General features: G+C 62.0%; 30 protein-coding genes, 1 tRNA gene, 2 pseudogenes and 1 riboswitch. Of the genes and pseudogenes, 16 read left to right on the forward strand and 17 right to left on the reverse strand.

The genetic code is table 11. The annotated features are described in order from the left end of the window. The first annotated feature begins 32 nt into the window (after positions 1–32). Both pimD and H8B02_RS07835 read left to right on the forward strand, forming a co-directional pair. Positions 33–1,178, forward strand: coding sequence for a pimeloyl-CoA dehydrogenase small subunit (gene pimD / locus H8B02_RS07830; RefSeq protein ID WP_229165681.1), 1,146 nt, complete (start codon positions 33–35; stop codon positions 1,176–1,178). A gap of 133 nt (positions 1,179–1,311) precedes the next feature. Then, a complete protein-coding gene (locus H8B02_RS07835) occupies positions 1,312–2,085 on the forward strand; it encodes an SDR family NAD(P)-dependent oxidoreductase (protein ID WP_229165682.1) in 774 nt (257 codons plus the stop codon). 54 nt (positions 2,086–2,139) lie between these two features. Here the strand turns inward: H8B02_RS07835 and H8B02_RS07840 are convergent, their stop codons facing one another. Then, positions 2,140–3,348: an O-succinylhomoserine sulfhydrylase gene (locus H8B02_RS07840; RefSeq protein ID WP_229165683.1), complete on the reverse strand. Its 1,209-nt coding sequence runs from the start codon at positions 3,346–3,348 to the stop codon at positions 2,140–2,142. A 76-nt stretch (positions 3,349–3,424) separates the two neighbouring features. Next, a riboswitch (SAM riboswitch) is annotated at positions 3,425–3,504 on the reverse strand. Between the two features lie 133 nt (positions 3,505–3,637). Here H8B02_RS07840 and H8B02_RS07845 point away from each other — a divergent pair. From H8B02_RS07845 to H8B02_RS07855, 3 genes are all read left to right on the forward strand, one after another. Continuing rightward, positions 3,638–4,744, forward strand: coding sequence for a 2'-deoxycytidine 5'-triphosphate deaminase (locus tag H8B02_RS07845; RefSeq protein WP_229165684.1), 1,107 nt, complete (start codon positions 3,638–3,640; stop codon positions 4,742–4,744). A gap of 202 nt (positions 4,745–4,946) precedes the next feature. Then, complete coding sequence (locus tag H8B02_RS07850; RefSeq protein WP_229165685.1) at positions 4,947–6,002, forward strand: hypothetical protein; 1,056 nt, start codon at positions 4,947–4,949, stop codon at positions 6,000–6,002. Positions 6,003–6,131: 129 nt separating this feature from the next. After that, positions 6,132–7,571, forward strand: a complete 1,440-nt coding sequence (locus tag H8B02_RS07855) for an MATE family efflux transporter (protein ID WP_229165686.1) — start codon at positions 6,132–6,134, stop codon at positions 7,569–7,571. A 181-nt stretch (positions 7,572–7,752) separates the two neighbouring features. On the opposite strand, the gene H8B02_RS07860 is transcribed toward H8B02_RS07855, so the two are convergent. The 4 genes and pseudogenes from H8B02_RS07860 to H8B02_RS07875 form a co-directional block, all read right to left on the reverse strand. Further along, positions 7,753–8,169: an SRPBCC family protein gene (locus tag H8B02_RS07860; RefSeq protein ID WP_229165687.1), complete on the reverse strand. Its 417-nt coding sequence runs from the start codon at positions 8,167–8,169 to the stop codon at positions 7,753–7,755. A 158-nt stretch (positions 8,170–8,327) separates the two neighbouring features. Continuing rightward, a pseudogene (locus H8B02_RS07865) lies at positions 8,328–8,689 on the reverse strand (VOC family protein). Positions 8,690–8,745: 56 nt separating this feature from the next. Beyond that, positions 8,746–9,585: a helix-turn-helix transcriptional regulator gene (locus H8B02_RS07870; protein ID WP_229165688.1), complete on the reverse strand. Its 840-nt coding sequence runs from the start codon at positions 9,583–9,585 to the stop codon at positions 8,746–8,748. 8 nt (positions 9,586–9,593) lie between these two features. Further along, entirely contained in the window at positions 9,594–10,172 is a 579-nt protein-coding gene (locus tag H8B02_RS07875; RefSeq protein WP_229165689.1) for a methylated-DNA--[protein]-cysteine S-methyltransferase, read from the reverse strand. A gap of 171 nt (positions 10,173–10,343) precedes the next feature. On the opposite strand from H8B02_RS07875, the gene H8B02_RS07880 reads away from it, so the two are divergent. From H8B02_RS07880 to H8B02_RS07890, 3 genes are all read left to right on the forward strand, one after another. Beyond that, positions 10,344–11,894 carry a glycosyltransferase family protein gene (locus tag H8B02_RS07880; protein ID WP_229165690.1) on the forward strand — a complete coding sequence of 517 codons (1,551 nt, stop codon included), beginning with the start codon at positions 10,344–10,346 and terminating at the stop codon, positions 11,892–11,894. Between the two features lie 108 nt (positions 11,895–12,002). After that, positions 12,003–12,076 (forward strand) — tRNA-Gly (locus tag H8B02_RS07885). Between the two features lie 433 nt (positions 12,077–12,509). After that, positions 12,510–12,746 (forward strand): NAD(P)H-dependent oxidoreductase, encoded by a 237-nt coding sequence (locus tag H8B02_RS07890; RefSeq protein ID WP_229165691.1) that lies wholly within the window; start codon positions 12,510–12,512, stop codon positions 12,744–12,746. Here H8B02_RS07890 and H8B02_RS07895 read toward each other — a convergent pair. The 5 genes and pseudogenes from H8B02_RS07895 to H8B02_RS07910 form a co-directional block, all read right to left on the reverse strand. Next, positions 12,680–13,049, reverse strand: a pseudogene (locus H8B02_RS07895) (hypothetical protein); the annotation flags it as partial. The gene H8B02_RS07890 and the pseudogene H8B02_RS07895 overlap by 67 nt on opposite strands. A gap of 969 nt (positions 13,050–14,018) precedes the next feature. Further along, the gene (locus H8B02_RS07900; protein ID WP_229165692.1) at positions 14,019–14,411 is read right to left on the reverse strand and encodes an NrsF family protein; all 393 of its coding nucleotides are present in this window, start codon (positions 14,409–14,411) and stop codon (positions 14,019–14,021) included. Beyond that, entirely contained in the window at positions 14,401–14,547 is a 147-nt protein-coding gene (locus H8B02_RS48840; RefSeq protein ID WP_376711617.1) for a sigma factor-like helix-turn-helix DNA-binding protein, read from the reverse strand. Before H8B02_RS48840 ends, H8B02_RS07900 begins: the two co-directional genes overlap by 11 nt. A 21-nt stretch (positions 14,548–14,568) precedes the next feature. Further along, a complete protein-coding gene (locus tag H8B02_RS07905; protein ID WP_376711614.1) occupies positions 14,569–14,931 on the reverse strand; it encodes a sigma factor in 363 nt (120 codons plus the stop codon). Between the two features lie 259 nt (positions 14,932–15,190). Beyond that, positions 15,191–15,808: a TetR/AcrR family transcriptional regulator gene (locus H8B02_RS07910; RefSeq protein WP_229165693.1), complete on the reverse strand. Its 618-nt coding sequence runs from the start codon at positions 15,806–15,808 to the stop codon at positions 15,191–15,193. A 200-nt stretch (positions 15,809–16,008) separates the two neighbouring features. On the opposite strand from H8B02_RS07910, the gene H8B02_RS07915 reads away from it, so the two are divergent. Beyond that, a complete protein-coding gene (locus tag H8B02_RS07915; protein WP_229165694.1) occupies positions 16,009–16,944 on the forward strand; it encodes an alpha/beta fold hydrolase in 936 nt (311 codons plus the stop codon). After that, on the forward strand, positions 16,941–17,342 hold the full coding sequence (locus tag H8B02_RS07920) for a hypothetical protein (protein ID WP_229165695.1): 402 nt from the start codon (positions 16,941–16,943) through the stop codon (positions 17,340–17,342). The genes H8B02_RS07915 and H8B02_RS07920 overlap by 4 nt, the downstream gene beginning before the upstream one ends. Positions 17,343–17,361: 19 nt before the next feature. Here H8B02_RS07920 and H8B02_RS48845 read toward each other — a convergent pair whose 3' ends face one another. Then, positions 17,362–17,769 carry a gamma-glutamylcyclotransferase gene (locus tag H8B02_RS48845; RefSeq protein WP_376711615.1) on the reverse strand — a complete coding sequence of 136 codons (408 nt, stop codon included), beginning with the start codon at positions 17,767–17,769 and terminating at the stop codon, positions 17,362–17,364. After that, positions 17,742–18,158 carry a gamma-glutamylcyclotransferase gene (locus H8B02_RS07930; protein ID WP_229165697.1) on the reverse strand — a complete coding sequence of 139 codons (417 nt, stop codon included), beginning with the start codon at positions 18,156–18,158 and terminating at the stop codon, positions 17,742–17,744. The genes H8B02_RS48845 and H8B02_RS07930 overlap by 28 nt, the downstream gene beginning before the upstream one ends. A 160-nt stretch (positions 18,159–18,318) precedes the next feature. Here H8B02_RS07930 and H8B02_RS07935 point away from each other — a divergent pair, with 160 nt between their 5' ends. The 6 genes from H8B02_RS07935 to H8B02_RS07960 are packed head-to-tail and all read left to right on the forward strand — an operon-like array spanning position 18,319 to position 21,766. Further along, positions 18,319–19,023: a DMT family transporter gene (locus tag H8B02_RS07935; protein ID WP_229165698.1), complete on the forward strand. Its 705-nt coding sequence runs from the start codon at positions 18,319–18,321 to the stop codon at positions 19,021–19,023. After that, entirely contained in the window at positions 18,933–19,253 is a 321-nt protein-coding gene (locus H8B02_RS07940) for an EamA family transporter (protein ID WP_229165699.1), read from the forward strand. Before H8B02_RS07935 ends, H8B02_RS07940 begins: the two co-directional genes overlap by 91 nt. Continuing rightward, positions 19,250–19,957, forward strand: a complete 708-nt coding sequence (locus H8B02_RS07945) for a glutathione S-transferase family protein (RefSeq protein ID WP_229165700.1) — start codon at positions 19,250–19,252, stop codon at positions 19,955–19,957. Before H8B02_RS07940 ends, H8B02_RS07945 begins: the two co-directional genes overlap by 4 nt. A gap of 26 nt (positions 19,958–19,983) precedes the next feature. Next, positions 19,984–20,787 carry an SDR family NAD(P)-dependent oxidoreductase gene (locus tag H8B02_RS07950; protein ID WP_229165701.1) on the forward strand — a complete coding sequence of 268 codons (804 nt, stop codon included), beginning with the start codon at positions 19,984–19,986 and terminating at the stop codon, positions 20,785–20,787. A 37-nt stretch (positions 20,788–20,824) separates the two neighbouring features. Further along, positions 20,825–21,127: a putative quinol monooxygenase gene (locus tag H8B02_RS07955; protein ID WP_229165702.1), complete on the forward strand. Its 303-nt coding sequence runs from the start codon at positions 20,825–20,827 to the stop codon at positions 21,125–21,127. A gap of 18 nt (positions 21,128–21,145) precedes the next feature. Continuing rightward, positions 21,146–21,766, forward strand: a complete 621-nt coding sequence (locus H8B02_RS07960; RefSeq protein ID WP_229165703.1) for a glutathione S-transferase family protein — start codon at positions 21,146–21,148, stop codon at positions 21,764–21,766. On the opposite strand, the gene H8B02_RS07965 is transcribed toward H8B02_RS07960, so the two are convergent. The 5 genes from H8B02_RS07965 to H8B02_RS07985 all read right to left on the reverse strand — a co-directional run bounded on the left by H8B02_RS07965 (position 21,759) and on the right by H8B02_RS07985 (position 24,482). Further along, the gene (locus H8B02_RS07965) at positions 21,759–22,529 is read right to left on the reverse strand and encodes a 2-keto-4-pentenoate hydratase (RefSeq protein ID WP_229165704.1); all 771 of its coding nucleotides are present in this window, start codon (positions 22,527–22,529) and stop codon (positions 21,759–21,761) included. The genes H8B02_RS07960 and H8B02_RS07965 overlap by 8 nt on opposite strands. 2 nt (positions 22,530–22,531) lie before the next feature. Then, positions 22,532–22,852 carry an enolase C-terminal domain-like protein gene (locus H8B02_RS07970; RefSeq protein ID WP_229165705.1) on the reverse strand — a complete coding sequence of 107 codons (321 nt, stop codon included), beginning with the start codon at positions 22,850–22,852 and terminating at the stop codon, positions 22,532–22,534. Further along, positions 22,813–23,085, reverse strand: a complete 273-nt coding sequence (locus H8B02_RS07975; protein ID WP_229165706.1) for a hypothetical protein — start codon at positions 23,083–23,085, stop codon at positions 22,813–22,815. Before H8B02_RS07975 ends, H8B02_RS07970 begins: the two co-directional genes overlap by 40 nt. A 332-nt stretch (positions 23,086–23,417) precedes the next feature. Beyond that, positions 23,418–23,666: a pentapeptide MXKDX repeat protein gene (locus tag H8B02_RS07980; RefSeq protein WP_229165707.1), complete on the reverse strand. Its 249-nt coding sequence runs from the start codon at positions 23,664–23,666 to the stop codon at positions 23,418–23,420. A gap of 114 nt (positions 23,667–23,780) precedes the next feature. Continuing rightward, positions 23,781–24,482: a DUF1223 domain-containing protein gene (locus H8B02_RS07985; RefSeq protein WP_229165708.1), complete on the reverse strand. Its 702-nt coding sequence runs from the start codon at positions 24,480–24,482 to the stop codon at positions 23,781–23,783. Positions 24,483–25,000 lie beyond the last annotated feature (518 nt).

Raw genomic sequence — 25,000 nt, forward strand, 5'->3', positions numbered from 1 at the left:
AGCATCAGCATTTTTGACGATAGGGAACGAACATGGATTTTGATCTGTCCGAGGAGCAGCGGCTTCTCAAGGAAAGCGTCGACGGTTTGCTGGCGGATGCCTACGACTTCGATGCGCGCAAGAAGTACATGAAGGAGAAGGGCGGCTGGAGCCAAGCGCTCTGGGGCAAGCTCGCCGAGCAGGGCCTGCTTGGTTTGCCCTTCGCGGAGACGGATGGCGGCTTCGGCGCCGGCGCGGTCGAGACCATGATCGTGATGGAAGCGCTCGGCAAGGCGCTGGTGGTCGAGCCCTATCTCGCCACTGTCGTGGTCGCCGGCGGCTTCCTGCGCCATGGCGGCTCGGCCGAGCAGAAGGCCAAGTTCATTCCCGGCATCATCGACGGCAGCAAGACCTTCGGCTTCGCGCAGCTCGAGAAGAACTCGCGCTACGACCTCTTTGACGTCGTGACGACGGCCAAGAAGAAGGGCGACGGCTGGGTGATCGACGGCGAGAAGTTCGTCGTGCTCAACGGCGAGAACGCCGATACGCTGATCGTGACCGCACGCACCAAGGGTGGCCAGCGCGACAAGGCCGGCATCGGCGTGTTCCTGGTTCCGGCGGACGCCAAGGGCGTCACCAAGAAGGGCTATCCGACTCAGGACGGCCTGCATGCAGCTGACATCACCTTCACCAATGTCGAGGTCGGTGCGGATGCTGCGATCGGCGATCCCGAGAACGGCCTGCCTCTGATCGAGCGCGTGGCAGACGAAGCCCGCATTGCGCTGTGCGCGGAAGCCGTCGGCGCGATGGACGAGTCGCTGAAGGAGACCGTCGAGTACATCAAGACCCGCAAGCAGTTCGGCGTTGCGATCGGCTCGTTCCAGAGCTTGCAGCACCGCGCTGCCGACATGTTCGTGGCGTTGGAGCAGGCCCGCAGCATGTCGATGTTCGCGACCATGGCGTCGGACTTCAGCGATGCCAAGGAGCGTTCATCCGCGGTCGCGGCCGCCAAGGTGCAGGTCGGCAAGTCCCTGAAGTTCGTCGGCCAGCAGTCGATCCAGCTTCACGGCGGCATCGGCATGACCATGGAAGCCAAGATCGGCCACTACTTCAAGCGGCTGACCATGATCGAGAACACGCTCGGCGACACCGACTACCACCTCCGTCGCGTCAGCGAGGGCGGCGGCCTGCTGGCGTAGGTCTCATCCGTCATTCCGGGGCAGCCCGAAGGGCTGAGCCCGGAATCCATTCCACCACGAACCATGCGGCTCGATGGATTCCGGGTTCTCGCTTCGCGAGCCCCGGAATGACGGGGCAAGGGAGGCAACAACAATGAAGAACACCCCGTTCGATCTCACCGGCCAGGTTGCGGTCGTCACCGGCTCGAGCCGCGGCATCGGCCGCTCCTCGGCCGAACTGCTGGCGAAACTCGGCGCCAAGGTCGTGATCTCCTCGCGCAAGGCGGATGCCTGCCAGGAAGTCGCCGACGGCATCAAGAAGGCCGGCGGCGACGCGCTCGTCATCCCCTGCAACATCGCGCGCCGCGCGGAGGTCGAGGGGCTGATCTCGGGCACGATCAAGCATTACGGCAAGATCGACATCCTGGTCTGCAACGCTGCGGTCAATCCCTATTACGGCCCGCTGCTCGACATCACGGACGAGGCCTTCGACAAGATCATGGGCTCGAACGTCAAGAGCAACATCTGGCTTTCCGCGCTGGCGATCCCGCAGATGGCCGAACGCGGCAAGGGCTCGGTCGTGATCATCTCCTCGATCGGCGGCCTGCGCGGCTCGACCGTGATCGGCGCCTACGGCATCTCCAAGGCGGCGGACTTCGCGCTGTGCCGCAGCCTTGCCGGCGAATGGGGCCCGAAGGGCGTGCGCGTCAATTGCGTGGCGCCGGGTCTTGTGAAGACCGATTTCGCCCGCGCGCTGTGGGAGGATCCGGACAATCTGAAGCGCCGCACCGCGTCGACGCCGCTCCGCCGCATCGGCGAGCCCGACGAGATCACGGGCGCGGTGGCCTATCTCGCCTCCGATGCCTCGACCTTCATGACCGGCCAGACCATCGTGGTCGACGGCGGCGTGACGACGGCTGCGACGTAGTTCTCAAGAGAAGCCGTCGTGGCCCGGTTAGCCCGGCCACGACGCGTGTTCGCCTCAGACCTGGTCGAGCGCGCGCTCGAAATCCTCGATCAGGTCGTCGGGGTGCTCGAGCCCGGCCGAGAAGCGAATAAAGCCTTCGCTGATGCCGAGTTCGGCGCGAGCCTCCGGCGCCAGGCGCTGATGCGTCGTGGTCGCGGGATGCGTGACCAGGCTCTTGGCATCGCCGAGATTGTTGGAGATGCGCGAAATCTTCAGTGCGTTGAGGCAGCGGAAGGCGCCGGCCTTGCCGTCCTTCACCTCGAAGCCGACCAGCGTCGAGCCGGCGCCCATCTGCTTCTTCACGGTCTCGGCCTGCGGATGATCGGGGCGGCCGGGATAGACCAGCCGCGTGATCTTCGGATGGTTCGCCAGCGCCTCGGCGATCTTCGCCGCGTTCTCGGTCTGCGCGCGGACCCGGATGCCGAGCGTCTCCAGCCCCTTCAACAGTACCCAGGCGTTGAACGGCGACAGCGACGGGCCGGTCTGGCGCATGAAATTATGGATATGCTCGGCGATGAAGGCCTCCGACGACAGAATGACGCCGCCGAGGCAGCGGCCCTGGCCGTCGATATGCTTGGTCGCGGAATAGACCACGACGTCGGCGCCGAGCGACAGCGGGCTCTGCCAGATCGGCGTCGCGAACACGTTGTCGACGATCAGCCGTGCGCCGCCGCTATGCGCGATCTCTGCGATCGCGCCGATGTCGAGCACGTCGAGCGTCGGATTGGTCGGGCTCTCCAGGAAGAAGGTCTTGGTGTTCGGCCGCAATGCGCGCTGCCACTGGTCGAGATCGAGGCCGTCGACCAGCGTCGTCTCGATGCCGTAGCGCGGCAGCAGGTCCTGCACGACGTAGAGGCAGGAGCCGAACAGCGCCTTTGACGCCACCAAATGATCGCCGGCCTTCAGCGGCGCGAGGATCGCGGTCGTTACCGCGGCCATGCCGGTCGCGGTCGAGCGCGCTGCTTCGGCGCCCTCGAGCTCGATCATGCGGCGCTCGAACATCGCGATGGTCGGATTGGAGTAGCGCGAATAGATGAAGCCGGGATCCTGGCCCTTGAAGCGCGCCTCGCATTGCTCGGCGGTGTCGTAGACGTAGCCCTGGGTGAGAAACAGCCCCTCCGACGTCTCCCCGAATTGCGAGCGGAGCGTGCCGCCATGGACGAGGCGGGTTTCAGGACGGTAGTGGGCGGTAGACTTCGACTCAGAAGACTTGGATTCAGACATGTGACCTCCGAAGTGGCCATTTCCCTCGGAAAATGGCCACAAAAAAACCGGCCTGGAGCAACCTCCACAAGCCGGGATCACACTGTCCCCGGCCTGTTTAGCGACTTATTTAACGTGGCTGCAAGCCGGCCGGCTCAAATCACCACGGGATAAGTGCAGCTGATATTCCCTCGCGCCCTTTCCGTCAAGACGGTCATCGGATAACCCGTAAAAGCCCATAATTTGGGGCTTGGTGGCCGCTCAGAGTATGATTTTGGGCCATCTCGAGGGATCGCCAAGGGACCGCATCGTGTCGTTCACGCTGGAAGACGAATCCAACGGAATTCTGCCCGACCGCATGATCGCGGAGATGGCGGAGGCCGGCCTCATTCTGCCCGCCTACGACTTTGTCGAAAGCCAGATCCAGCCGGCAAGCCTCGATCTTCGCCTCGGCGACATCGCCTACCGCGTCCGCGCCAGCTTTCTGCCAGGGCCCGATGCCACGGTCGCGGAGCGGATCGACCAGCTGAAGCTGCACGAGATCGATCTCTCCGACGGCGCGGTGCTGGAGACCAACTGCGTCTACATCGTGCCGCTGCTGGAAAGCCTGGCGCTGCCGCCGGAGATCGTGGCCGCGGCCAACCCGAAGAGCTCGACCGGACGGCTCGATGTCTTCACCCGCGTGATCGCCGACGGCACCCGCCGCTTCGACATGATCGGTGCCGGCTATCACGGTCCGCTCTATGCCGAGATCAGCCCGAAGACGTTTCCCGTGCTGCTGCGCGAGGGCTCGCGGCTCAGCCAGGTCCGTTTCCGGATCGGCGAGGCGACCTTGACCGCCGACGAGCTCGACGCGCTGCATGCCGCCGAGCGGCTGGTCGATGCCGACAATGCCGATCTCACCCATGGCGTCGCGCTCTCGGTCGACCTCTCCGGCGAGAACTCGGGCGGCTTCGTCGGCTATCGCGCCAAGCGCCACACCGGCGTGGTCGATATCGATCGCCGCGGCGGCTATTCGGTCGAGGAATTCTGGGAGCCGATCAAGGCGCGGCCCGACGGCAGCCTCATCCTCGATCCCGGCGAGTTCTATATCCTGGCTTCGAAAGAAGCCGTGCAGGTGCCGCCGGACTACGCCGCGGAGATGGTGCCGTTCGATCCGCTGGTCGGCGAATTCCGTGTCCACTATGCCGGCTTCTTCGATCCCGGCTTCGGCTATGCCGGTGCCGGCGGCAAGGGCGCGCGCGCCGTGCTGGAAGTGCGCTCGCGCGAGGTGCCGTTCATTCTCGAGCATGGCCAGATCGTCGGCCGCCTCGTCTATGAGCGCATGCTCGAGCGCCCCGACGCGCTCTATGGCCAGCGCATCGGCTCGAACTACCAGGCGCAGGGCCTGAAGCTCTCCAAGCATTTTCGCGTGTAATTCCGCAGCCCGGATTTCGCGTCATTCTCCGCCGTCATTCCCCGCGAAAGTGGGGAATCCAGTACGCCGCGGCCCCTCCATCCACAACCACTGTCTCTGGAATACTGGATCGCCCGATCAAGTCGGGCGATGACAGTGTGTGTTGGTTGCGCCATCTCTCCGGCGATGACACAGTCCGGCAAACAACAAGCCGGGAGTGAACATGAGCGCCGCAAGAGATTCAGCGCAGCAGGAAGCGCAGTGGCGGAAGTGGCGCAGCGTCGCCGATCTCTATCACGCCTTCTTCACCGGGCTGATCCTCACCGTGGTCACGCGGCGCGGCACCGCCGACGCCGCCGAGTTCGTCTTCCGCGTATTTCGCCGTCAGCAGCAGGAGCGCTTCCTGCCCGGCTTGAAGAAGCTCGGCCTCGACGGCCTGCCGCCCGCGGTCGCGGCCGCGCGATATCACTATCTCTCCAACTGGATCGGCGGCGTGCATGTCGAGTACATGTACGAGTCCGATCGCAAGGCCTGGATCCGCTATCCGCCGCCGCGCTGGATCTGGAAGGGCACGGCGATCTGCGGCGTGCCCGGCGAGGTCTCGCGCGCGATGCTGCGCGGCTGGCACGCCAACAATGGCGTAGCCCTTGGCGATCTCCGGCTCGGCTTCGTCTGTACCAAGCAGAGCGTCGACGGGCAGGACGGGCTCGAGGGCTATTATTGCGAATACGATCATCCGCTCGAGCTCGACCAGCGACTGGTGTTTGCGCGCCATCTGGAGGCGCCGCTGTTCGATTCCAGAACCGCGCCGGCATTGCCGGTCGACAGCTGGCCGAAGCCGCGGCTGGAAAAGGCCTATCGCAACTACGCGATGGAATATGTGAAGACGGCCGCGCCCGTCATCGTGCAAGTGTTCGGGCCAGCGGATGCGAGCTATCTCCTGCACCTCACCGGCAGGCTGATTGGCATGCAGTATTTCGACGAGGTCGCCCAGGCGCTCGGCGGCCGCCGTGGCCGTGCCGCGGAATTTGCCGCATTCCTGCGCGTGCTCTTCGAGTCGCAGGATGATGTCGCTGACATCAGCGAGTCCGAGGGCCAGTTCGAGATCCGCCAGCAGGGCTGGAAGCTGATGGCCGACGTGGCCGATTATCACCCGGCCTGCGCCAGCGTTCTGACGGGTCTGCTTGAAGGGCTGGCAGCCGGCTGCGGACGGCATATTCCGGTGCATCTGAAGCCGAATGGCGCCGCCGGCGCGCCGTTCGTCTGGTCGGTCGGCTAGCGCCAAGGTTCATCCGGGTTCACCTGCAATCGCGCAGGCCCCCCTTGCGTCCCGCGCACGTGGAATCCGCGTTCGCCATGGTAGGGAAACACCATGGCGCGGCTCCCCAGATCGCGCGTGGGAGTAGAAATGTCCGATCTCGGCCTCGCCGAAATACCTGTCGACGAACAAGAACGGCCGCTGCCGCCGGTGACCAGGCCGGCGCGCAACGCGCTGCTCGACGGGCCGATTTTGCGCACGCTGTTGTGGCTGGCGTGGCCGAACGTGATCGCGCTTTCCGCCGGCACCTGCGTGGTGATCGCGGAAACCTCCTATATCGGCCGGCTCGGCGTCGAGTCGCTGGCGGCGATGGCGCTGCTGTTTCCCTGCGTGATTCTGACCATGACGATGTCCGGTGGCGCGATGGGCGGCGGTGTCGCATCCGCGATCGCGCGCGCGCTCGGCGCCGGCGAGATCGAGCGGGCATCGACACTTGCAATGCATGCGCTGCTGATCGGATTGACGTTTGGTCTTACCTTCATGCTGGGCATGCTGACCTTCGGTCCGCGCCTGCTCGAATTGCTCGGCGGCCGCGGCAATGTGCTGGCGCAGGCGATCGCCTATTCGCAGATATTCTTTGGTGGCGCGATCTTGCCCTGGTTGATGAACACGATGGCCGGCATCCTGCGCGGCACCGGCAACATGAAGCTGCCGTCGACCATGATCCTGTCCTCGGCGGTGTGCCAGATCATTCTCGGCGGCACGCTTGGGCTCGGCCTCGGGCCGGTGCCGCAATTCGGCATGCGCGGCGTCGCGGCGGGGTCGCTGATCGCCTATTCGATCAGCATCAGCGTGATGGGCTGGTATCTGTTCTCGGGCCGCGCCCGTGTGAAGCCGAAACTCAGGGGGTTGCGCGTGCAATGGGCGATGTTCATCGACATCCTCAAAGTCGGCGCGGTCTCCTGCTTCTCGCCGCTGCAATCGGTTTTGACGATCTCGATCTTCACCCACATGCTGGCGCAGTTCGGCACCGCGGTGCTCGCCGGCTACGGCATCGGCGCGCGGCTCGAATTCATGCTGACCTCGGTCGCCTTCGCGGTCGGTATCGCCTCGGTGCCGATGATCGGCATGGCCGTCGGGGCCGAACGCGTCGCGCGGGCGCGGCGCATCGCCTGGACCGCGGGCACGCTGTCGTTCCTCGCGGTCGGTGTGGTCGGCAGCTTCATCGCCGTCTTCCCCGACCTCTGGGTCAATCTGTTCACCAATGATCCGCATGTGAGGGCGACCAGCCATCAGTACCTGTCGACCGCCGCGCCGATGTACGCTTTCATCGGCCTCGCAATGTCGATGTATTTCTCCTCGCAAGGTGCTGCGAAGGTGCTGGGTCCGGTGCTGGCGCAGACCGCGCGGCTGATCTTCATCGGCGCCGGCGGCTGGTGGCTGTCGACCCATGAGGCGAGTGCGCAAAACTTCTTCGCACTCGCCGCCGCTTCGATGGGCGTGCTCGGCGTGCTCTCCTGCCTCAGCGTGATCCTGACGCGCTGGGGAAGATCTGCACCGGTCGCCGGGGCGCAGCCGGCGTTGTCATAGGCTATTGGACCCGTCATCCTGAGGAGCGCGCAGCGCGTCTCGAAGGATCGACGGCCCTGGTGTTTCGGCGGGCGCTCGTAGAAACAGCGAGGCTGTCGCCCCTTCGAGACGGTCGCTTCGCGACCTCCTCAGGGTGACGGTCATAGTTCGAAATGCGCGGCCAGTCGCATGACCTAGCGGGTCACGCCGCGTTCTTGTCCCTGGCCGATTTGGCCTGTGCGGCCTGCATCGCGGCCGCGCCGAGGTCCATCTGCGCGTCCATATAGGGCGCTACCTCGTGCGGCAGCACGTCGGCGATCCATACGACCCGGCAGCGCGCATCGCCCTCGGCAAACACCTGCACCGAGGCGGAATGCTGCTTCAACCGCTCGCTGGTGATCGCATAGACCAGCCGTTGTCGCTTGTCGTCGCAATCGACCAGCGTTTCGTGCGCCACGGTGCCGTTGGCGAAGGTGACGGTGCGGACATCGCCGACGAGTTGCGTGTCGGTCACGAAGCCCGGCACCAGCCGCGTATGCAGCGCGCCGAAATCGCGCAGTGCGTCCCAGACATGATCGGCCGGCGCGTCGATCGGGATGTCCTTGTGAATTGAAGCCATGGTGTTGATCCTTTCAGGAGGGGGCGTCATTGCGAGGAGCGAAGCGACGACTTGTCCGCCGAAGCCTTGGCGAAGGCGGAAGCAATCCATATCGCAGCAGGCCGAAACATGGATTGCCTCGCTCCGCTCGCAATGACGGGGGAATGCAGGGAATGCGTCTAGGTAGACACCGCCTCGACATTGTTGCCGTCGGGGTCGAGCAGGAACGCCGCGTAGTAGGTCGGGCTGTAGTCCTTGCGATGGCCAGCCTCACCGTTGTCCTTGCCGCCGGCCTTCAAGCCCTCGGTGTGGAATTTCTTGATCGCGTCATGGCTCGGGGCGCGGAACGCGATGTGGGCGCCGCCTTGCGTCTTGCCCTTGTGCAGATGCAGCCAGAGCGCCGGTTCGCCTTTCGGGCCGAAGCCTGCGCCGCAGTCGTCGCGCGAGCAGAGCACGAAGCCGAGCGGCGCCAGCACCGCGGGGGGTAGAAGCGCACGCTGGCGTCGAGGTCGGCGACGCGCAATCCGATGTGGTCGTACATGATGGGGTCTCCAGTCGCTGGGCGCGTCGATGGACGCGCGGACCGGAGCAACCTAGCTATTGCAGCGCAAGGCGTTCTTGGAGAATCTTGCGGTCGCCGCGGGAGGCCTGGCGGAACTTCAGCGGCGAGGCGCCGGCGGCGCGGTGGAAGCTGCGCACGAAATTGGAGAGATCGCCGAAGCCGACGTCATAGGCGATGTCGGTGACCGGGCTGTCGTCATCCACCAGCCGTCGCGCCGCATGGCGCAGCCGCGAGCGCACCAGATATTGATGCGGGGTCACGCCGAGCACCGCGGAGAACAGCCGCAGGAAATGGAAGGTGCTTAGGCCGGCCTGCTCCGCGGCATCGTCGAGATCGATCTGATGGTGTGAATTGGCGTCGATCCACAGCGCCGCTTCGACAGCGCGGCGGCGGTCGCGCAGGCCGGCGGTGAGGTGCTTCGCCTTGCGATCGGATACCAGCTCGACAAGACGGCTGGCGAGAAGGTGGCCGACCTCGTCGAGGCCGACGTCGCTGTTGCCAGCTGCCGCCGTTTGGGCGAGCTCCCCGATCACCATCAGTTCGGGCAGCGGCGGTACCGAGCCGACCTGCCAGACCGACATGCGGTCGCCGATCGTCTCGACCAGCTCCGGGTCCAGGAAGAACGACAGGCATTCGTCGCCGACCACATGGTCGTGCGTGCAGGTGTATTCATCGCCGGGATGGCCGACCAGGATCGAGCCTGCCACCAGCTCATGGAAGCGGCCGCGGCAATGGCAGCCGAAGCTGCCGCTGCGCACATAGGACACGGAGTGGCAGGCGAATTGTTCGACGAACGGTTTGTAGCCGGGCTCCGCCGTGCAGCGAAACTCGTTCACCGTGATGCGATCGCGCTGCAGCAGTGTGGTCCGGGTCATACCCAGATTTAGGCTTGCGGGTGGGGCCGTGCAACGGGCAGCAGCACGTCGAACAGGGTCTTGCTGGTGATCGGCTGGGCGCCTTCGATCGAGAGCAGCCGCCGCTTGGAGACGCTGCCGCCGTTCGGTGAAATCCGGTCGGCATAGTAGCCCGCCTCGAGCACGCGGTGGCAGGGCACGATGATCATGAAGGGATTGCGGCCGAGGGCCGGCGCCACCGAATAGATCGCGCCGGACGCGCGCAGGGTGCCCGCTACCTCGTCATAGGTCCGGGTCTCGCCGCAGGGAATGCGGCGGACGGTCTGGTAGACGCGCTGGCTGAAGGCCGGGATGCCGCTCATGTCGAGCGCAACACCCGTGAGATCGGCATTGCCGCCGCGCAAGATCGCTGCAATGCCCTCGATCGCGACCTCGATCTCCTCGGAGGGCCGCAGCTCGCGCGCGTCGGGGTAGTGCTGGAACAGGCGTTTGCGGGTTTCGATTTCGCGGAGCTCGGGAAGCTGGACGCCGGCGACTCCGGCTTCGCCCCATGCGATGCCGCATCGGCCGATTGCCGTGTCGAAAATGGTGTACCCACGCCCCGCCATGACGCCACCAACCCTCCCATGCGATCATAACAGCGCCGCGGTCCGGCGCATCCGGAATCTTGACGTTTAGTTAAGCATGTCGCGGCCGGTTCTGTGTGACCCCGCCAACGTCCAGTCACGCATCCTCCGGTCACGCATCTTAAAGGCTTTGCCCGCTATCTGGTCGCCGGCATGCTGCTGCAAAAGACGATCGGCGGAACGATGACGAGCACGAGCGCCGAAGCCGCGCCCGGCAGCGCAGGCATGGTCGGGCGCGCGCGCGGGCGTGTTCACCCGCTCTTCGCCTTGCTGCTGTTGGCGTTGGTGTTGCGCCTTGCGGCCGCCGTCTGGCCCAACGTGATCTATCCCGACGAGACCTTTCAGTATCTCGAGCCGGCGTGGCGGATGCTCGGCCATGACGGCATTTTGACATGGGAATGGCGCGACGGCATTCGCGGCTGGTTCCTGCCGACATTGATGGCCGCGCCGGTTGCCCTCGGCGATGCGATTGCGCCTGGTGGCGCAGGTGCGTTCCTGGTGCCGCGTCTGATCGCCGCATGCGCGTCGCTGTCGATCGTGGTCAGTGCTTGGCTGCTTGGCGCGCGGGTCTCGCGAACCCATGCCGTCGTCACGGCCTTCGCGGCTGCGGCTTGGTTCGAACTGATCATGCTCGCGCCACACACATTGGGCGAGCCGCTGGCGACAGCGCTCATCGTGCCGGCGGCGCTGCTGGTCACCGATCGTCCGTCACAGCGGCGTCTCGCGATTGGCGGTGCCTTGCTCGCCTTCGCCTTTGTCTGCCGCTTCCAGTTTGCGCCGGCCATCGCCGTGCTGGCCCTCGGGGCGTGCTGGACACGCCGGCGAAACCTGGTTCCGCTGGTCGCCGGCGGGCTCGTGGCGCTGCTGCTCGCCGCCGCGATCGACCTGGCGCATGGCAGCGTGCCGTTCGCCTGGCTGATCGCCAATATCAGGGAAAACCTTGTCCACGATCGCGCCATCGAATTCGGCGTGTCACCGCCGTCGGCCTATCTCATCGACTTCCTGACCGTGTGGTCGGTGGCGATCCTGCTCCCGCTCGCTGCGATCTGGCGCGGCTGGCGGCACGCACCGCTGCTCGCGACCGTGGCGCTGGTCAATCTCGTCTTCCACAGCCTGATCGCGCACAAGGAATACCGCTTCATCTTCCTGTCGGTGGTGCTGTTCACCATCGTCGCGGCGCTGGGATCGGCCGATTGGGTCCAATGGCTGCGTGCGAAAGACATATGGCGCCGCCGGGCATTGCCGATCGTCCTCGGCGGCTGGGCGCTGCTGTCAGTGGCGCTAGCCGGCGCAAGCGAAGATATGCGCGAGTACTGGACGCGCGGCGTCGGTGCTGCGCGGCTCGCGGCTGAGCTGCGCAGCGATCCGCAGATGTGCGGCCTTGCGCTTTACGACGTTCGGTTCCAGCAGTTGCCGGGGCGGGAACGATTGGTCGGCCCGGTGCCGCTCTATGCGCTGCAGTCCGCCGATCCGGTCGCCGAGCTGATCCTGCCGCCGCTGCTGCTGCGGGCGACCAAGCCGGCCTTCAACCGTATCCTTGCGCGGCCCGAGGCCGCAGGCGATCTGCCGGCGGATTTTTCACGGCAAAGCTGCGCCCGCGTCGGCTTCAGCGATGCCTGTATCTATGCACGCGGCGGAAGCTGCGACGCATCCGCCGCTGCGCCCTTTGTGATCAATGATGTGCTTGTGAGGATGGGCTGGTAGTGGGTGGCGGCGCGGCGATCGGTGTCAATGCACGCTTGATCCGCTGCCTCGGCCCGGGCTATGGTCCGGGGGTCGCACCCGCAGGGGCGACCTCAAGCAATTGAGATCGCGGGCGTAGTTCAATGGTAGAACGGCAGCTTCCCAAGCTGCATACGAGGGTTCGATTCCCTTCGCCCGCTCCAATTCAAATTACGCCTGAAAAATAAGGGTTATGCGCGTTTTCAGCGTTCATTTCCGTGCGGCGACAGCGCAACTTCGTACAACAGTCGTACAAATCCCTCTTCGAATCCTTGAACTGCCAACGCGAATTTGATCGGCTTCCATGAAGGTTTCGAACTGGAGGCGATGGTGAACGCGCAAGCGGTATCAGACCTCTTGGCTGATGCAGTCTATGCTCACGGGCCATCAATGGTTCTGTTTGATCAAGCGTCGGTCGCCGCTTTCGTGAAGCTTCCCTCGTCAACGACGGCAAGGAACACTTGGATTTGATCGAGCGTCAGTGGACCTATGTTCGGATATATGGGCGGAGTTGATCGAAACTTCGCCAGTGTTTTTCACCGTCTCGATGCGCGAGCTTACGGGCAGCCGTAGACCTTCTCTGCATGGAGTTCCGAAATGACCACACTTCTCGCCATCGATGCCAGCCCTCGTTACGAGCACTCGACTTCCCGCAAGCTTACGTCGCTCTTTGTCGAGAAGTGGCAGGCGGCGCACCCGGACGGCGAGGTGATCCGCCGCGATCTGATCAAGACGAACTTACCGTTTGTTGATCTGCCGTGGATCGGCGGCGCGTTCATGGCCGAGATCTTGTTCGTCCGCAATGCTACGAGATGGCTCCGTTTGAAAGGGTAGCCATTCGATCGAGAGCACTGCCTACAGCGCATGTACCGCTCGAGCTCGTGGATCGGCGTCGATTTCGGCTGCCGGACAATGTCGAGGTGAGTGTCGCAGCCGAGGCACTTCACCTCGAGATAGCGGTAGCTGGCGTTGAGCGCGTCACCAAGGGGATGGTTGGGCTGGACCTTGGAAGGCGAGCATGCGGGCGTTCCATGCCTGGCAGGCGAGCGAGTCTGTGTCCTTCCGCGCCTCAACTGCCCGTTCGGCCAGATGTCGAACGGTTGCTCCGAACATGTACTCGCGTGACTTGGATCCCATTTCCCATGATCGCGCGAAAGCTGCCGTGCGAGAAGCCGCTAGGATTTGTCCGTGCCGGTGCCGATCGGGACCAGTAGTTGTTCAACAACATGGTTCTGGCGCACTTGCTGTCCTAATTGGGTGCTGTCCTAGTTAGGACACTCGTGAAGGGGAATTAGGACACCCGTTAAGCATTCGGGAAAAAAGAGGCAATTTATTTACGTTTGATTCACGCAAGTTAATTGACTGGCTCACGCTTTGATTCGATCATTCCCCCACTGGGCAGCGCGGTTTCATTAAGGACAATTTACTGAGCCCAGAGGGCGCCTAATTATTGCATCGGCGGCTCGGCAAGGCTGGACTGAGGAACGGCCTCAGCATCACCTCCAAGGGTGCTGGGGCCGTTTCTTTAGGACACCAAGTGCCTGCGCACTTCTCCGACCGTCATGTCCAGCGCTGCGGTGTGCTCAGCACTTAACGGTCGGTGAACCAGGCCAACGGTCCATCCTTCCGGGATCGCGTCTAGCACTCGGTCGAGGGCTTCTTCGCGTGGTGTCGCGGCGAGCCAGATTTGGACCTCTCCCTCATCAGTCGTTACGCGGACTAAATGAACTTCGGTGGCTTGCTGCATAAGTCGTAAAATGCGAGAAGGATTGTTTCCTAGCAATGGCGGTGCTGGCCTTTAGGACACTGGCAAAGTGGAACTAGGACACCTTCCGGTTGTTAATTGCCACAGCAATCAGAGGGCTGGTTCGATGTGGCTGGATCATGATCGGATAGACGGCGTGGAGATTGCGTTCGCAAGCGCTACGACGGTGTCGTTCATTGCTCTTCTTGCCAGTTTGGCATTGCTTCTGATCGGGTGACCATCCGGGTTCCCGGGCTCGCAGCTAAAGAAATAGTTAATGGGAGCCATGCATGTGTCCGGGTTGCCAAAAGAGTTGCGACCGGTACCAACACTCACGAAGTGGGTCCCACGAGCGCTGCTGATCACGGGCGCTTGACGCGACGACAGAGTTCGTCCTCGGCCCCGGCCCATCGCTGGGGCCGTTTTTTTTGGAACTGTTCGGTTGCGAAGACCCCGGAAACCCACCCGGTTTTGACCAACGGGAACGCCTTGCGCGCCATCTGACCATCGGGACGTCCAAGGCGGGCTGCGGCGACGCAGGCCGTTACCGCCAACCACAGCGTGATCACGAATTTGAACAGGAAACGGGGACTGCCGAACGCTTCCGCGATGTCCGGACGGAATCCGATAACAGCAAAAAACAGAGCGGCCGCAATCGCGGCACCGCCGGCGCCAGCCAGGGTAAGAACCGATTGCAGGGTTCGGGGCAGCGCAGTGTCGCCCGAAAGAAGCTCAACGAACTGATCAGTCTTCATCTGCACCCCGGCGATAGAGTGTACTAAGCGTTTTTAGCGCGCGATGGAGGCCGACCCGGACCGCGCCTTCCGACATGCGCAGGCGCGCGGCTGTCTCCTGGATGCTCTTGCCGTCTAGGGAAATGGATTGGACGATCTCGCGCTGGGGAAGCTTGAGTTACCCAAGCAGCGTGTCGATTTCGCGCGCTGAAATTTCCGGCTTCTGTTCTGACGCTGGCAAAATGTCCATGACATCCTCGATCGGTACGTCGATGCGGCGTCGTCCGCGCCGGCGGAATGCATCGATGATTTTGTTTCGAATGATAGCGCCGATCCAGGGGGCAATGGATCGAGATAGATCCCAGGTGCCGCGCTTCAAGTGAATCGCTAATAGCACCTCCTGCACCACGTCCTCGGCTTCGCTTGCATGTGTTGCGCAGCGCTTGCGGGCGACAGCCCGGATGTAAGGGGTCACGGCCAGCAAAACTGACGGTATGCGGCCGCATCGCCCGTCAGCGCCGCCCGCATCAACTCCGTCCAATCGGCGTCCCTGGACGCTGCGGTCATTCAAACTCTCTACGAAGGAGAAAGCCGTTTGTTACATCGCGTTCGGCAACGCAGCTCACCGTAACGCCACGTCATGCGCGTCGCCGCTTCTGCTACACAGCTGGAAAAGCCAGGATTCTAGAACGCGCACTATAATAAAGGCAACGGTTTGCTTTGCAATGCACTGGGCGCGGAGCCGGACGCGATTCGTCCTCGCATTCGAGGGACGCAGGTTCAGAAGAACGCGTGCGGGACTATCGGGAAGCGGCCTTGCGGCCTGGGCGACTTGTTTCATCCAGCAAGCCAAATACGGGACGTATAAGTCCTTCCAAAAGCGCGCGATCCGGCCGAACGCGCGCAAGCACCCGGATGCCCAGAAGGATTCCAAGAAGAGACTTGGAGAGATCCCCTGCGGATTGCGCGCGCGTTATGGTTCCGTCCTTCTGACCCTTGGAGACGCAACGAAGAAAAAAAGCCTCCACTTCATCCAAAAAGGTGGCGACTATCTTGAAAAAATCGGGATCGAAAGGCGCGCTCTCGATGGCCGAGTTCACCAACATGCAGCCACGGCGTTGTTTATCGCCAAGCGAGCGCTTGATAATTTCTCTCAAGAAAGCCTCAATGGCCTCCCGCGGTGGCATCGCGGGCTCGATCCGCTGGATCCGCTCTCGGAACGTTTGATCAAGATACCGATTGAGCGCTTTTGCATATAAGCCGCGCTTGTCACCAAAGGCGTTGTAGAGGCTTGCGCCCGCAATCTCCATGTCGTCCGCCAGATCGCGCACGGAGGTAGCCTCGTAACCGCGCATCCAAAACCGTTCGATGGCCGCATCCAAAACAGCAGCTTCATCGAATTCCCGCGGCCGTGCCATGTACTGCCTGTCTCCAAGTTAAACAATTGAACCGACAACATATTCTTAGCACCCCGCGGGATGTGTTGACAATCTCGGCCCTACGTACGTGAAGTTCGATTTCGCTTCTGCCGGCTGGCCATTCTAGTGCGTCTGTTCTAGTATGGATGGCGGTGAAGCCCAAGGGAACGGGCACGCGACGCGCGGGGGGGGGGGGAATCGTGGATCTTTCGCTCGAGAATACACTGCCGGAGGCCGTTCGCGCCCAATGGCCTTATAAGCCGCGTTATGCCGACGCGAATGGTTGGCGGATGCACTATATCGATGAAGGAGAGGGGGACCCGGTCGTCCTCCTTCACGGAAACCCGACCTGGGGCTTTCTTTATCGTGAGATGATCGATCCGCTGGTGCGTTCGGGCCGTCGCGTCATTGTGCCAGATATGATTGGCTTTGGCCTTTCCGAGAAGCCAACCCGGGAACAGGCGCATTCGCTGGATGGGCACGCCGCTAACCTGACCGCGCTTATGCGCCAGCTTGATCTCACGCGTATCATGCTTGTTTGCCATGACTGGGGTGGCCCGACCGGGCTCTCTTTTGCCATGAGCAATCCTGCGCGCGTGCGAGCCCTTACGATTATGAGCACATGGGCGTGGCCTCTGCCGCCGGCCGAGTTTCACACGCGCATTTTTCCGTGGCGGATGATGCATGCGCCGCTGGTCGGCCCCTATCTTCTCGGCAAGCATCGCGCGCTGGCGGGACGCGGCGTATACCTGTCCGTGGTCGACCGGGAGAAATTCGGACGGAGCGCTCAAGCCGTTTACGAATCCGCGCTTCCGGAACCGGCCTCGCGCCTGCTGACCTGGGTGTGGCCGCGCTGGATTCCGTTGGACGAGAATGCGCGGGCCCTGCCCCGCTTCCGGTGGCTGGAACAGAAACTGTCGCAATGCAAGCTTCCGGCTATGATCATCTGGGGCCGTGAGGATGATGTCTTTGATGCCGCCACCTTCTCCCATCGATTCAAGCAACTGCTCCCTCATGCCGAAGGTCCGTTTCTGGTCACCGGGCGGCACTTTTTGCAGGAGGATTCCGGCCCAGAGATCGCAGATCTTATCCGCCATTTCCTGAACCGCCTCGACGAAAGGGAGCGTTCTCAATGACCGACGTAATTGTCGTCGAAAAGCCGGATCTTCGCGAAAAGCGTTTGTCTTTCGCCTTAGCCGAAGATCGGGTGGCGCATTACCCGGAGTTTCGCGATTTCTTCGTCCGAACGTTTGATCTGGATCGCAAAGGTCTTGCGGAGCCAGGATTTGTCCAAGCGCCGTCCGGGCTGGGTTACGCGCTAATTTTCCTTGGGCGGAGCGGCGAGCCGTTTCCGTCCGGCGTTGAAATTCACGCGATTGTCGATGCGCTGGAGCCCGTGGCGGAGGAGACGCTTGACCGCGACCTCTACGCTATTCTCCGCTGGATGATCGCCGGCATCGGAGCCCCCTGGACCGCGGAGGATTTCGATCGCACCGGGCGTCTTTACCGGATCCCGGCAGCCGCTTCGGCCTGAAAGCGGCGCTCGTGTGTCCTCAAGGTCGGCCAACAGCCGATAAAGAGTGGGCGAGCCGTTTAGTCCAATTACTCGGACCGGCGCGCAGCGCAGGAACTGACAGCGATCGCGCCTGGCTGCATCTGATGGCGGCGCGGTTGCTTCCGTGCCCAGCCGCGTGAGCCGCGCCAAGAGGGTGTCCCTGATGCCGTGCTCCGAAAGCCCGGCAATGCGTGCGGACGAGATATTCAAGATTGCTGCCGAGAAAGCCGGACGCGCCGGCGATCATGCTCGCCCCTTCCGCTTCGGAAAGACCGTGAACGTAACTGGCAGCGCGCCTGTTGGCGACGAAGGCGAGTACACAAATGTCGTCGTCGGTGGTTTTGGCACGTAGCCATTTGGCGACATATGATCCGACCGTCATCTCGCGTCGCCAAAGAAGCGCCATTTCCTGATCAACCGACCTCCGGCGGTATCTGGAAGGCGACCGCAACGGCCATCCCGCCCGTATCCAGGCCCAGCATCAAGTCGGGCTTTTGAACCGAGCCGCGGCCGACGATGGAGCGAAGGCAAAAAAGAGCGCCGGTAGCCAAACACACGTGCCACGTGCCGCTCAACGAAGGGAAAAAGCGGATTCCAGATAAGCGAGCCATAGGCGAAGATCCACACATCGCCGGCCGCAAACCGCATGGTTCGCTGCAAGGACGATTGGAACTCAGTTTCCGACAGCGCGACGCCCGAAAGCGCCTCGCGGGCAACCAGATCGCGCATCACGTTGCTTACGAGATTTTCGCGCGTCAGTTCGTTGGGCTGGAACTCGGGTGGATCGTCAGGCAAGGCAGATTCGCTGTGCTAGCTGGTGACGATGCATTTTGCCGCCCCTTCGCGGCGTGGGTAGCCAAGCCTTTTGCAATATATCGAGTTGGAAAAGCAACGACGCATCTGGGCGCGTCTCCATGCTTGATCCGTTTTGGATCGTGTGATCTAAAATGGTGTTATGAGTTCACCATCTCTCCCTGACGAAACGGCGGCGCCTTACGATCGATGGCAGGTCACACGCGGCGTGATCTGGGCAGGGGTTTCGGTCGCGATCCTCTCTGGATGGTTCGTCGTAACGCGCCTTGGCTTGCGCCATGAACTCCGGATATGGGATGTGATTGCGTTGCGCTTTGGCGAGGGCGCGCTGTTTCTGACGCCGGCTTTGCTCGTTGGCCCGTCACGCCTTCCGCCACGGGTCTGGATCGAAGGCCTGTTGCTGGCAGGGCTTTGGGGCGCTCCTTTCATTCTTCTGGTCGCTTTGGGCCTTCAACTGACGAACGCGACGCTCACCTCCGCCGTGACGCCGACGTTAATGCCGGTATTTGCCGGCTTCATCGCCTGGGCATTTCTGGGAGAAGTCCCGTCATTGCAGCGGCTCGTCGGCTACGCGTTGATTGTTGGAGGCCTCCTTGCGCTGGTTTACGGATATGTGACGGGGGCCATCGATACCACAGGATCGCCCGCGCTGATCGGCGCCGCCGTTTTGTGGGCCCTTTATACCCTGTGGCTGCGACGAACGTCGCTCAAGCCGCTTCAGGCGGCAGCATTGATTTGCTTTTGGTCGGCGGTCTTTTGCCGTTCTATATCGGACTGGGTCTCGCGAATCTCGGCAAGGCCTCGGGTGGCGAGTTGCTGTTTCAGTCCTTCTATCAAGGCGTCCTGATGAGCGCCGTCGCCATCTATGCCTTCAATCGGGCTGTCGTGTCACTCGGAGCACGCGCCGCGTCTGCCATCATCGCCTTGGTGCCGGTAACCGCTACCACGCTTGCTTTCCCAGTCCTCGGCGAACTGCCTCCGCTGATTTCCGCGGCCGCCATCTGCATCATTGCGCTTGGGGTTATCTTCGCCGCCACCAACAGCCAATCCATAAGACCGAAGGGAGACAAACGATGATCCGCTTCTACTACCACCCGACGCCGAACCCCGCCAAAATCGCACTCATGCTCGAGGAAACCGGGTTGGCTTACGAGTTATGTCCCATCGATACCAGCAAAGGCGAACAGCACACCGCAGCGTTCCGGTCCATCAATCCAAACGGCAAGGTGCCGGCGATCGTGGACACCGAAGGGCCTGGCGGCAAAGAGATGAGGGTCTTCGATTCCGGCGCCATTCTTTTGTATCTCGCCGAAAAGACAGGACACCTCCTTGGCGCACCGGAGGATCGAGGCGAACTTCTCTCGTGGATCTTCTTCATCGCGACCGGCGTTGGGCCATTCTCCGGCCAGGCGGTCCATTTTCAGCATGCGGCGCCTGAGAAGCTAGAATATGCCATCAACCGTTATCGCCGCGAGGTCGAGCGTCATTATGAGGTGCTTGATACGCACCTGAAAGACCGTGAATTTATCGTCGGCAACAGCTTCACCATAGCCGATATCTCCGGCTGGGGCTGGTTCGACCGGGCGCCACGTGTCCTGCCCGGCGATGCCGCACCGCTCTCCCCCTTTCCCAACCTCGAACGCTGGTTCAAAGCCATCGACGCGCGACCAGCCGTCGCAAAGGCGCGCGCGGTTGGCAGAGGGCATGCCTTCAAGAAGGAAGTGGACGAGGAGACACGGCGGGCACTCTTTCCGTCCAATTATCCAAAAATCGCGCGCTGATCCAAGGCTCGTCGGAGGACGCAACAATGAACTTACAAGGCAAGCGCGTGCTTATCACTGGCGGTTCAAGCGGCATCGGTTACGCGATCGCCGAAGCCATGCTGGCTAAGGGGGCGAGGCTCGTCATCACGGGACGGCGAGCGGATGTTCTCCAACAAGCGAAAGAAAAACTTCGGCCATCCGGCTTTATCGAAGCGGTCGCCGCCGATGTCGGCACAGAAGAAGGACGCAAAGCGACTTTGGCGTTTGCGCTTGAGAAACTCGGCGGGCTGGATGTCCTCATCAATAACGCAGGCGGGGTGAGGGCAGGGCGCCTGGAGGATACGAGCGAAGCCGAAATCCGTGCCATGATCGAGGTCGACCTCGTTGCACCCATCTTTCTGACGCGATCCGCTCTGCCGGCCCTCCGTGCAAGCGGCGACGCCCTTGTCGTCAATGTCACGTCAGGCATCGCGCTAGTTGCGGCCCCGTTCTATGCGTCCTATGCCGGGGTGAAGGCCGGCCTTGCCAAGTTTGGTGAATCGCTGCGCCGCGAAATGAAAGGTGAAGGTGTCCACGTCCTGACAGTGTATCCTGGGGCGACGGATACACCGATGATGAACTCCAACCGCGCGGGCCCGGAATTGGGATTTGTCCGAGAATCGGCAAGCGCGGTCGCGGAGGCGGTTCTGGATGGAATCCAGAACGACGCCTTCGAGGTTATTCGTGGCGGCGAGACGCGGAGCAAAATGATCGCTTTGAACCGTGAGGATCCTGCAGCCCTTGACAAACGATTCCTCGATCTGAAGCCGGCCTTGGCCGAGGCCGTACGCCACCATTCCGCACTGTGAAAAGACCTTCAAAATCTCCCAAAAAGGAAGAAAGTTCATGACACGCGTTGCGATCTACGTCGAACTAACCGCCAAGCCCGGCCGCGAGGAGGATGTCGCGCGTTTCCTTGCTGGCGCGCGGGATCTCATCATGGCGGAGACCGGTACCGTCGCCTGGTTCGCGGTACGCTTTGATAACGTGACCTTCGCCATTTTTGATGCCTTCAACGAAGAAGCAGGTCGCGCGGCGCATCTCAACGGAGCGGTCGCAGCCGCGCTCATGGCGAACGCCTCCGAACTTTTGGCCAAGGCACCCGAAATCCGGCAACCGTCGGTGCTGGCGGACAAGCTGCCCAGCTAGCCTTTCCTGGGAAACCGTATGCTGAAGATTTGGGGACGCGCCAACTCGATCAATGTTCAGAAGGTGCTCTGGTGCTGCGAAGAGCTGGGCATTGCGTTCGAACGAATCGATGCGGGCAACGAATTTGGTGTGGTTGGCGGCTCGAGCTATCGATCTCTCAACCCCAACGGGCTCGTGCCCACGATCGAGGACGACGGTTTCCACCTTTGGGAATCCAACGTCATCGTCCGGTATCTCGCACATAAAGACACGGAGGGGCATCTCTGTCCGGACGATCTTAAAACGCGCTTCGATGCAGAACGATGGATGGATTGGCAGGGGACAATCTTTTGGCCTGCCTTGCGCCCCCTTTTTATCCAGCTCATCCGGACGCCGACGGAGAAGCGTGACCCGGTGGTCATCGCACGAGCGGAGGGGCTTTCACTAGCCGCCGTTGAGATTCTGGAAAGGCTGCTTTCCGGTCGCGCCTACCTGGCGGGTGATAGCTTCACCATGGGAGATATTCCCGCTGCGGTGGCCGTCCATCGTTGGTACGAACTGGACACGCCTCACCCCGAGCTTCCACATTTGCGCCGCTGGTACGGCCTAATGCGCCAGCGGAAATACTTCCAGAAGGTTGTGATGACCCCCCTCAGCTGATGAAGCATTCGACATGTGTCGTGCCGTCGACTGCAACGGTGACATGGTCGCCCGGCTTGACGGGGTAAAGGCCAAGAGGGGTGCCTGCGAGTATGAGGTCGCCTGGCCCGACGGCTTCCTGCCACCGGCCGAGGTTTTTCTGCAGCCACTCGAGGGCTTCGTCGGGGCCGCCTTCCATCGCCCACAAAGCGCCGGAATCCATCACGTCGCCATTGACTGCGACCGACAGCGTACGCGCATCCGCCCAGCGCGAGAGAGGCGTTCCGGCGTGGTGATGCGGGATAACCGCACCGGCGCTAATTCCGTTGTTCGCGACGAGCTCGGCGAGCGTTCTGCGGGACCCGCGAAACACCAAGTGATGAAGTTCAATGACGGGAAAGGCTGCGACAATAGCGCCATTTGCACCGACGCGAATCGCCATCTCGCCTTCGATCGCAAGATTGGCAAAAGCGCGGTGCGAAAGCGTGACTCCGAAATGACGGAGTTCACTCCTGAACACGCGGGCATGGATCGGTCCGCTCATGCCAAATTCCTTGACCACGCCGGGTCCAATGCACCCGATTTTATAGCCCGCGACAGCATCTCCTTCTGCGCAACGCAGGGTCGCCACCTCGGCTTGGATGTCATAAGCCTCTGCGAGCGTGACGGATGCTCCTGGTTCGCCAAAAAAGGTCCCGGGCTCAATGCGCTGGTAGTCGCGCCACTGGCGCTCAGCCAGGCCCTTTAGCCACCTATCCGGATCTGTCGCGGTCTCACGGTCCATAGCTACGCGAGCCGATATTTGGCCACGGCTTCGTTATCCCATGCGAGCCCGTTGCCGGGACGATCGGGGATGACCGCCATGCCATCCTTCACCACGAGCGGCACTTGTAGAATGGGATTGGCCCAGTCGACATATTCAAGCCAATGCCGCCCTGGCGTCGCCGCCATGAGGTGCGCGCTCACTTCCGGGAAAAGGTGCGAAGAGACTTCCCGGCCATAGGCGGCTGCGAGCCCCGCAGCACGTTGCCAGCCCGTGACTCCGCCAATCCGATCGAGATCGAGCATCACGAAATCGGAAGCATCGGCCTCGAGCGCGGCGGCCACGGCGGAAGTCCCGTGAAGTTTTCGCCGATCTGGATCGGTGTAGATACGGCTTGCGCAATGCGCGCGAGATGCCGGTAAGCGTGGCCTACAACGCCATCCACGGTCAGCAAATCGACAAGCACCAAGCAGGCTTCATCAATGCTTTTGGCGCTGGTCCCGAGCGCACGCTTCATCGGTAACCTGACGGCAGTGCCCGTCAGCGAACGGAGCAGCGGCGGGTCAACCGACGTCAATCGAGTTCCTCCACAACAGCCGGGCAGCGCGGCTGGCTTTTGGCGAACATTCTAGATCGATTGATTTAGAATGAGCTTTAGTTGCGTGCCCGTCAAGCGAAGGAGAGAACAGATTATGTTCCCAAGGTGCGTACCACTTCGCCTCGACGCGCAAGCCGCATCTTTCCATTTTGTCCCGCACAATGTTGTGGAGCGGCCAAAGACGGTAAACGCGTCCGCCACAAATGACTGCGGAGAATAGTACATTCATCGGCTTTAACAAACGCGACAGGCGAGAGAAAGTCGCGGCCAGCAGGAGCGGCCACGACCTTCTGAAAACGAAGGACAGGGGGTTAATGCTTTTTCATCCCATCGTCTTTCTTCATTGCGTCTTTCGACATGCTGTCTTTTGACATGTTGTCCTTGGACATGCTGTCCTTCGACATCGAGTCCTTCTTCATGCTGTCGTGGGGCATCGATTCCTTCTTCATGTCGTCGTCCTTGCCCATCTTGTCCTGGGCGAAAGCGGCCGGCGCAAAGGCAAGGTTGAGGGACAGGGCGGCAGCTGAAAGACTGAATGCGAGACGAGAACGAGTGGTCATGGAGCGTCATCCTTTAACGGCGTGAGTGGAAAGCGGCGGACGCCGCTCGCTTCCCATACGTTTCCTTCTTGCCGTTGTTACCGGCATAAAAGGTTTTTTTCCTCGCGCATCTGCTCAGGTCGAGGCTCCTGTCAATCGGGCTGCGCCCACAATGCGACCGTCCGCAGTTTCGATGACGACGGCGACATCCTCACCTTCCGGAAAGCGTTCGCGGAAATGGAGGGGGCTGCCCGACCAATCGGCCACGCGTCGGATGGACCGGACAACGTTTGCTTCGGCAAGCGTCCTGCCTCCGTTTTCGCCGCGTCCGATCCTCGTGGTGTGTTCGTGATCAAAGCCAATGAGCAAGATCTTGCCGCTTCCGCTGCCGGAGCCCACCTTAATCATGATGTTTCCGGCGTCTTTGCTGATGACGACATCGGTGGCTGTCGTCTGCTCGCGTTTGGCCTGTTCTATCGCCGCGTTAACGTCATCGCGGCGCGACCCTACGAGGCCAACCGCTCCATCCACCACCATTTCGGGCGTATAGGAACCGTCGCCGAATCGATGACCGTATCGATTCTGGCGCAAAGTGGCGGCCTCCATCGAGAACGGATCTTTCCAACCGAGCCGATCCCAATAGGTGACGTGGAAGGCCAGCGGCAAAACATCCGAACGGTTCTTGGTCATTTCGTTGAGAAACGCATTCGCTGGCGGGCAGGAAGAGCACCCTTGCGAGGTAAACAGCTCAACGACAACGGGCCGTTCCGCCGCCGCCGCTACAGCAGGCACGAAGCCAAGGATAAAAGCGCCGAGCACAAGGATGCGCGATGTCATGGGACTCTCCAGGTTTGTGGCTCCTAGAGTTCGCAGCCGGGTTGAGGTTGTTACAACCCGCGACACACGAATTGGTGAGACACGACGTCGTCACAGCCAGCTGCAGTGCTGATTCCGGTGTTTAATCAATCGTAATGGATCGAATGGAGATCTGGGGGCTGCAATCAGGGTTGCCTGACGCCATCGAACAGCACTATTACTCTAGTGAGACGGGGTCCCAAGGCAACCGTCGTGATGCGGCACCGAGCGCCAGCGTGCGTGGGCGCGTCGATGAACTCGCCGGCGTCTCAATTTTCCATGCGCTTATTTTGCAAAGAAGGCGACACCGGGCGCACGCACAGACGACACGATCAACGCTCAGCGCACGGAGCTAGTCGGCCGACGCAATTTGCAGTGAGTCCCGAAAGGCCGTTGATCGTATAGTCCGAGGTGAGATCCAGTTCATCCATTTGCATCCGGAGAGCTTTGAACAACTCATGCTCGGGTTTGTTGCCGCCGTAGCGGTGGCGACCATCCTG

This window comes from Bradyrhizobium altum, assembly GCF_020889705.1.
GTDB lineage: Bacteria > Pseudomonadota > Alphaproteobacteria > Rhizobiales > Xanthobacteraceae > Bradyrhizobium > Bradyrhizobium altum.

Bases quoted from the DNA above. Each gene is read 5' to 3' on its own strand.
- H8B02_RS07880 (WP_229165690.1), top strand. From the start codon at position 10,344: ATGCTGCTGCAAAAGACGATCGGCGGAACGATGACGAGCACGAGCGCC.
- H8B02_RS07920 (WP_229165695.1), top strand. From the start codon at position 16,941: ATGACCGACGTAATTGTCGTCGAAAAGCCGGATCTTCGCGAAAAGCGT.
- H8B02_RS07980 (WP_229165707.1), bottom strand. From the start codon at position 23,666: ATGACCACTCGTTCTCGTCTCGCATTCAGTCTTTCAGCTGCCGCCCTG.
- H8B02_RS07835 (WP_229165682.1), top strand. From the start codon at position 1,312: ATGAAGAACACCCCGTTCGATCTCACCGGCCAGGTTGCGGTCGTCACC.
- H8B02_RS07850 (WP_229165685.1), top strand. From the start codon at position 4,947: ATGAGCGCCGCAAGAGATTCAGCGCAGCAGGAAGCGCAGTGGCGGAAG.
- H8B02_RS07855 (WP_229165686.1), top strand. From the start codon at position 6,132: ATGTCCGATCTCGGCCTCGCCGAAATACCTGTCGACGAACAAGAACGG.
- H8B02_RS07955 (WP_229165702.1), top strand. From the start codon at position 20,825: ATGACACGCGTTGCGATCTACGTCGAACTAACCGCCAAGCCCGGCCGC.
- pimD (WP_229165681.1), top strand. From the start codon at position 33: ATGGATTTTGATCTGTCCGAGGAGCAGCGGCTTCTCAAGGAAAGCGTC.
- H8B02_RS07860 (WP_229165687.1), bottom strand. From the start codon at position 8,169: ATGGCTTCAATTCACAAGGACATCCCGATCGACGCGCCGGCCGATCAT.
- H8B02_RS07875 (WP_229165689.1), bottom strand. From the start codon at position 10,172: ATGGCGGGGCGTGGGTACACCATTTTCGACACGGCAATCGGCCGATGC.
- H8B02_RS07890 (WP_229165691.1), top strand. From the start codon at position 12,510: ATGACCACACTTCTCGCCATCGATGCCAGCCCTCGTTACGAGCACTCG.
- H8B02_RS07965 (WP_229165704.1), bottom strand. From the start codon at position 22,529: ATGGACCGTGAGACCGCGACAGATCCGGATAGGTGGCTAAAGGGCCTG.
- H8B02_RS07945 (WP_229165700.1), top strand. From the start codon at position 19,250: ATGATCCGCTTCTACTACCACCCGACGCCGAACCCCGCCAAAATCGCA.
- H8B02_RS07870 (WP_229165688.1), bottom strand. From the start codon at position 9,585: ATGACCCGGACCACACTGCTGCAGCGCGATCGCATCACGGTGAACGAG.
- H8B02_RS07935 (WP_229165698.1), top strand. From the start codon at position 18,319: ATGAGTTCACCATCTCTCCCTGACGAAACGGCGGCGCCTTACGATCGA.
- H8B02_RS48845 (WP_376711615.1), bottom strand. From the start codon at position 17,769: ATGGCGCTTCTTTGGCGACGCGAGATGACGGTCGGATCATATGTCGCC.
- H8B02_RS07910 (WP_229165693.1), bottom strand. From the start codon at position 15,808: ATGGCACGGCCGCGGGAATTCGATGAAGCTGCTGTTTTGGATGCGGCC.
- H8B02_RS07900 (WP_229165692.1), bottom strand. From the start codon at position 14,411: ATGAAGACTGATCAGTTCGTTGAGCTTCTTTCGGGCGACACTGCGCTG.
- H8B02_RS07960 (WP_229165703.1), top strand. From the start codon at position 21,146: ATGCTGAAGATTTGGGGACGCGCCAACTCGATCAATGTTCAGAAGGTG.
- H8B02_RS07840 (WP_229165683.1), bottom strand. From the start codon at position 3,348: ATGTCTGAATCCAAGTCTTCTGAGTCGAAGTCTACCGCCCACTACCGT.
- H8B02_RS07985 (WP_229165708.1), bottom strand. From the start codon at position 24,482: ATGACATCGCGCATCCTTGTGCTCGGCGCTTTTATCCTTGGCTTCGTG.
- H8B02_RS07950 (WP_229165701.1), top strand. From the start codon at position 19,984: ATGAACTTACAAGGCAAGCGCGTGCTTATCACTGGCGGTTCAAGCGGC.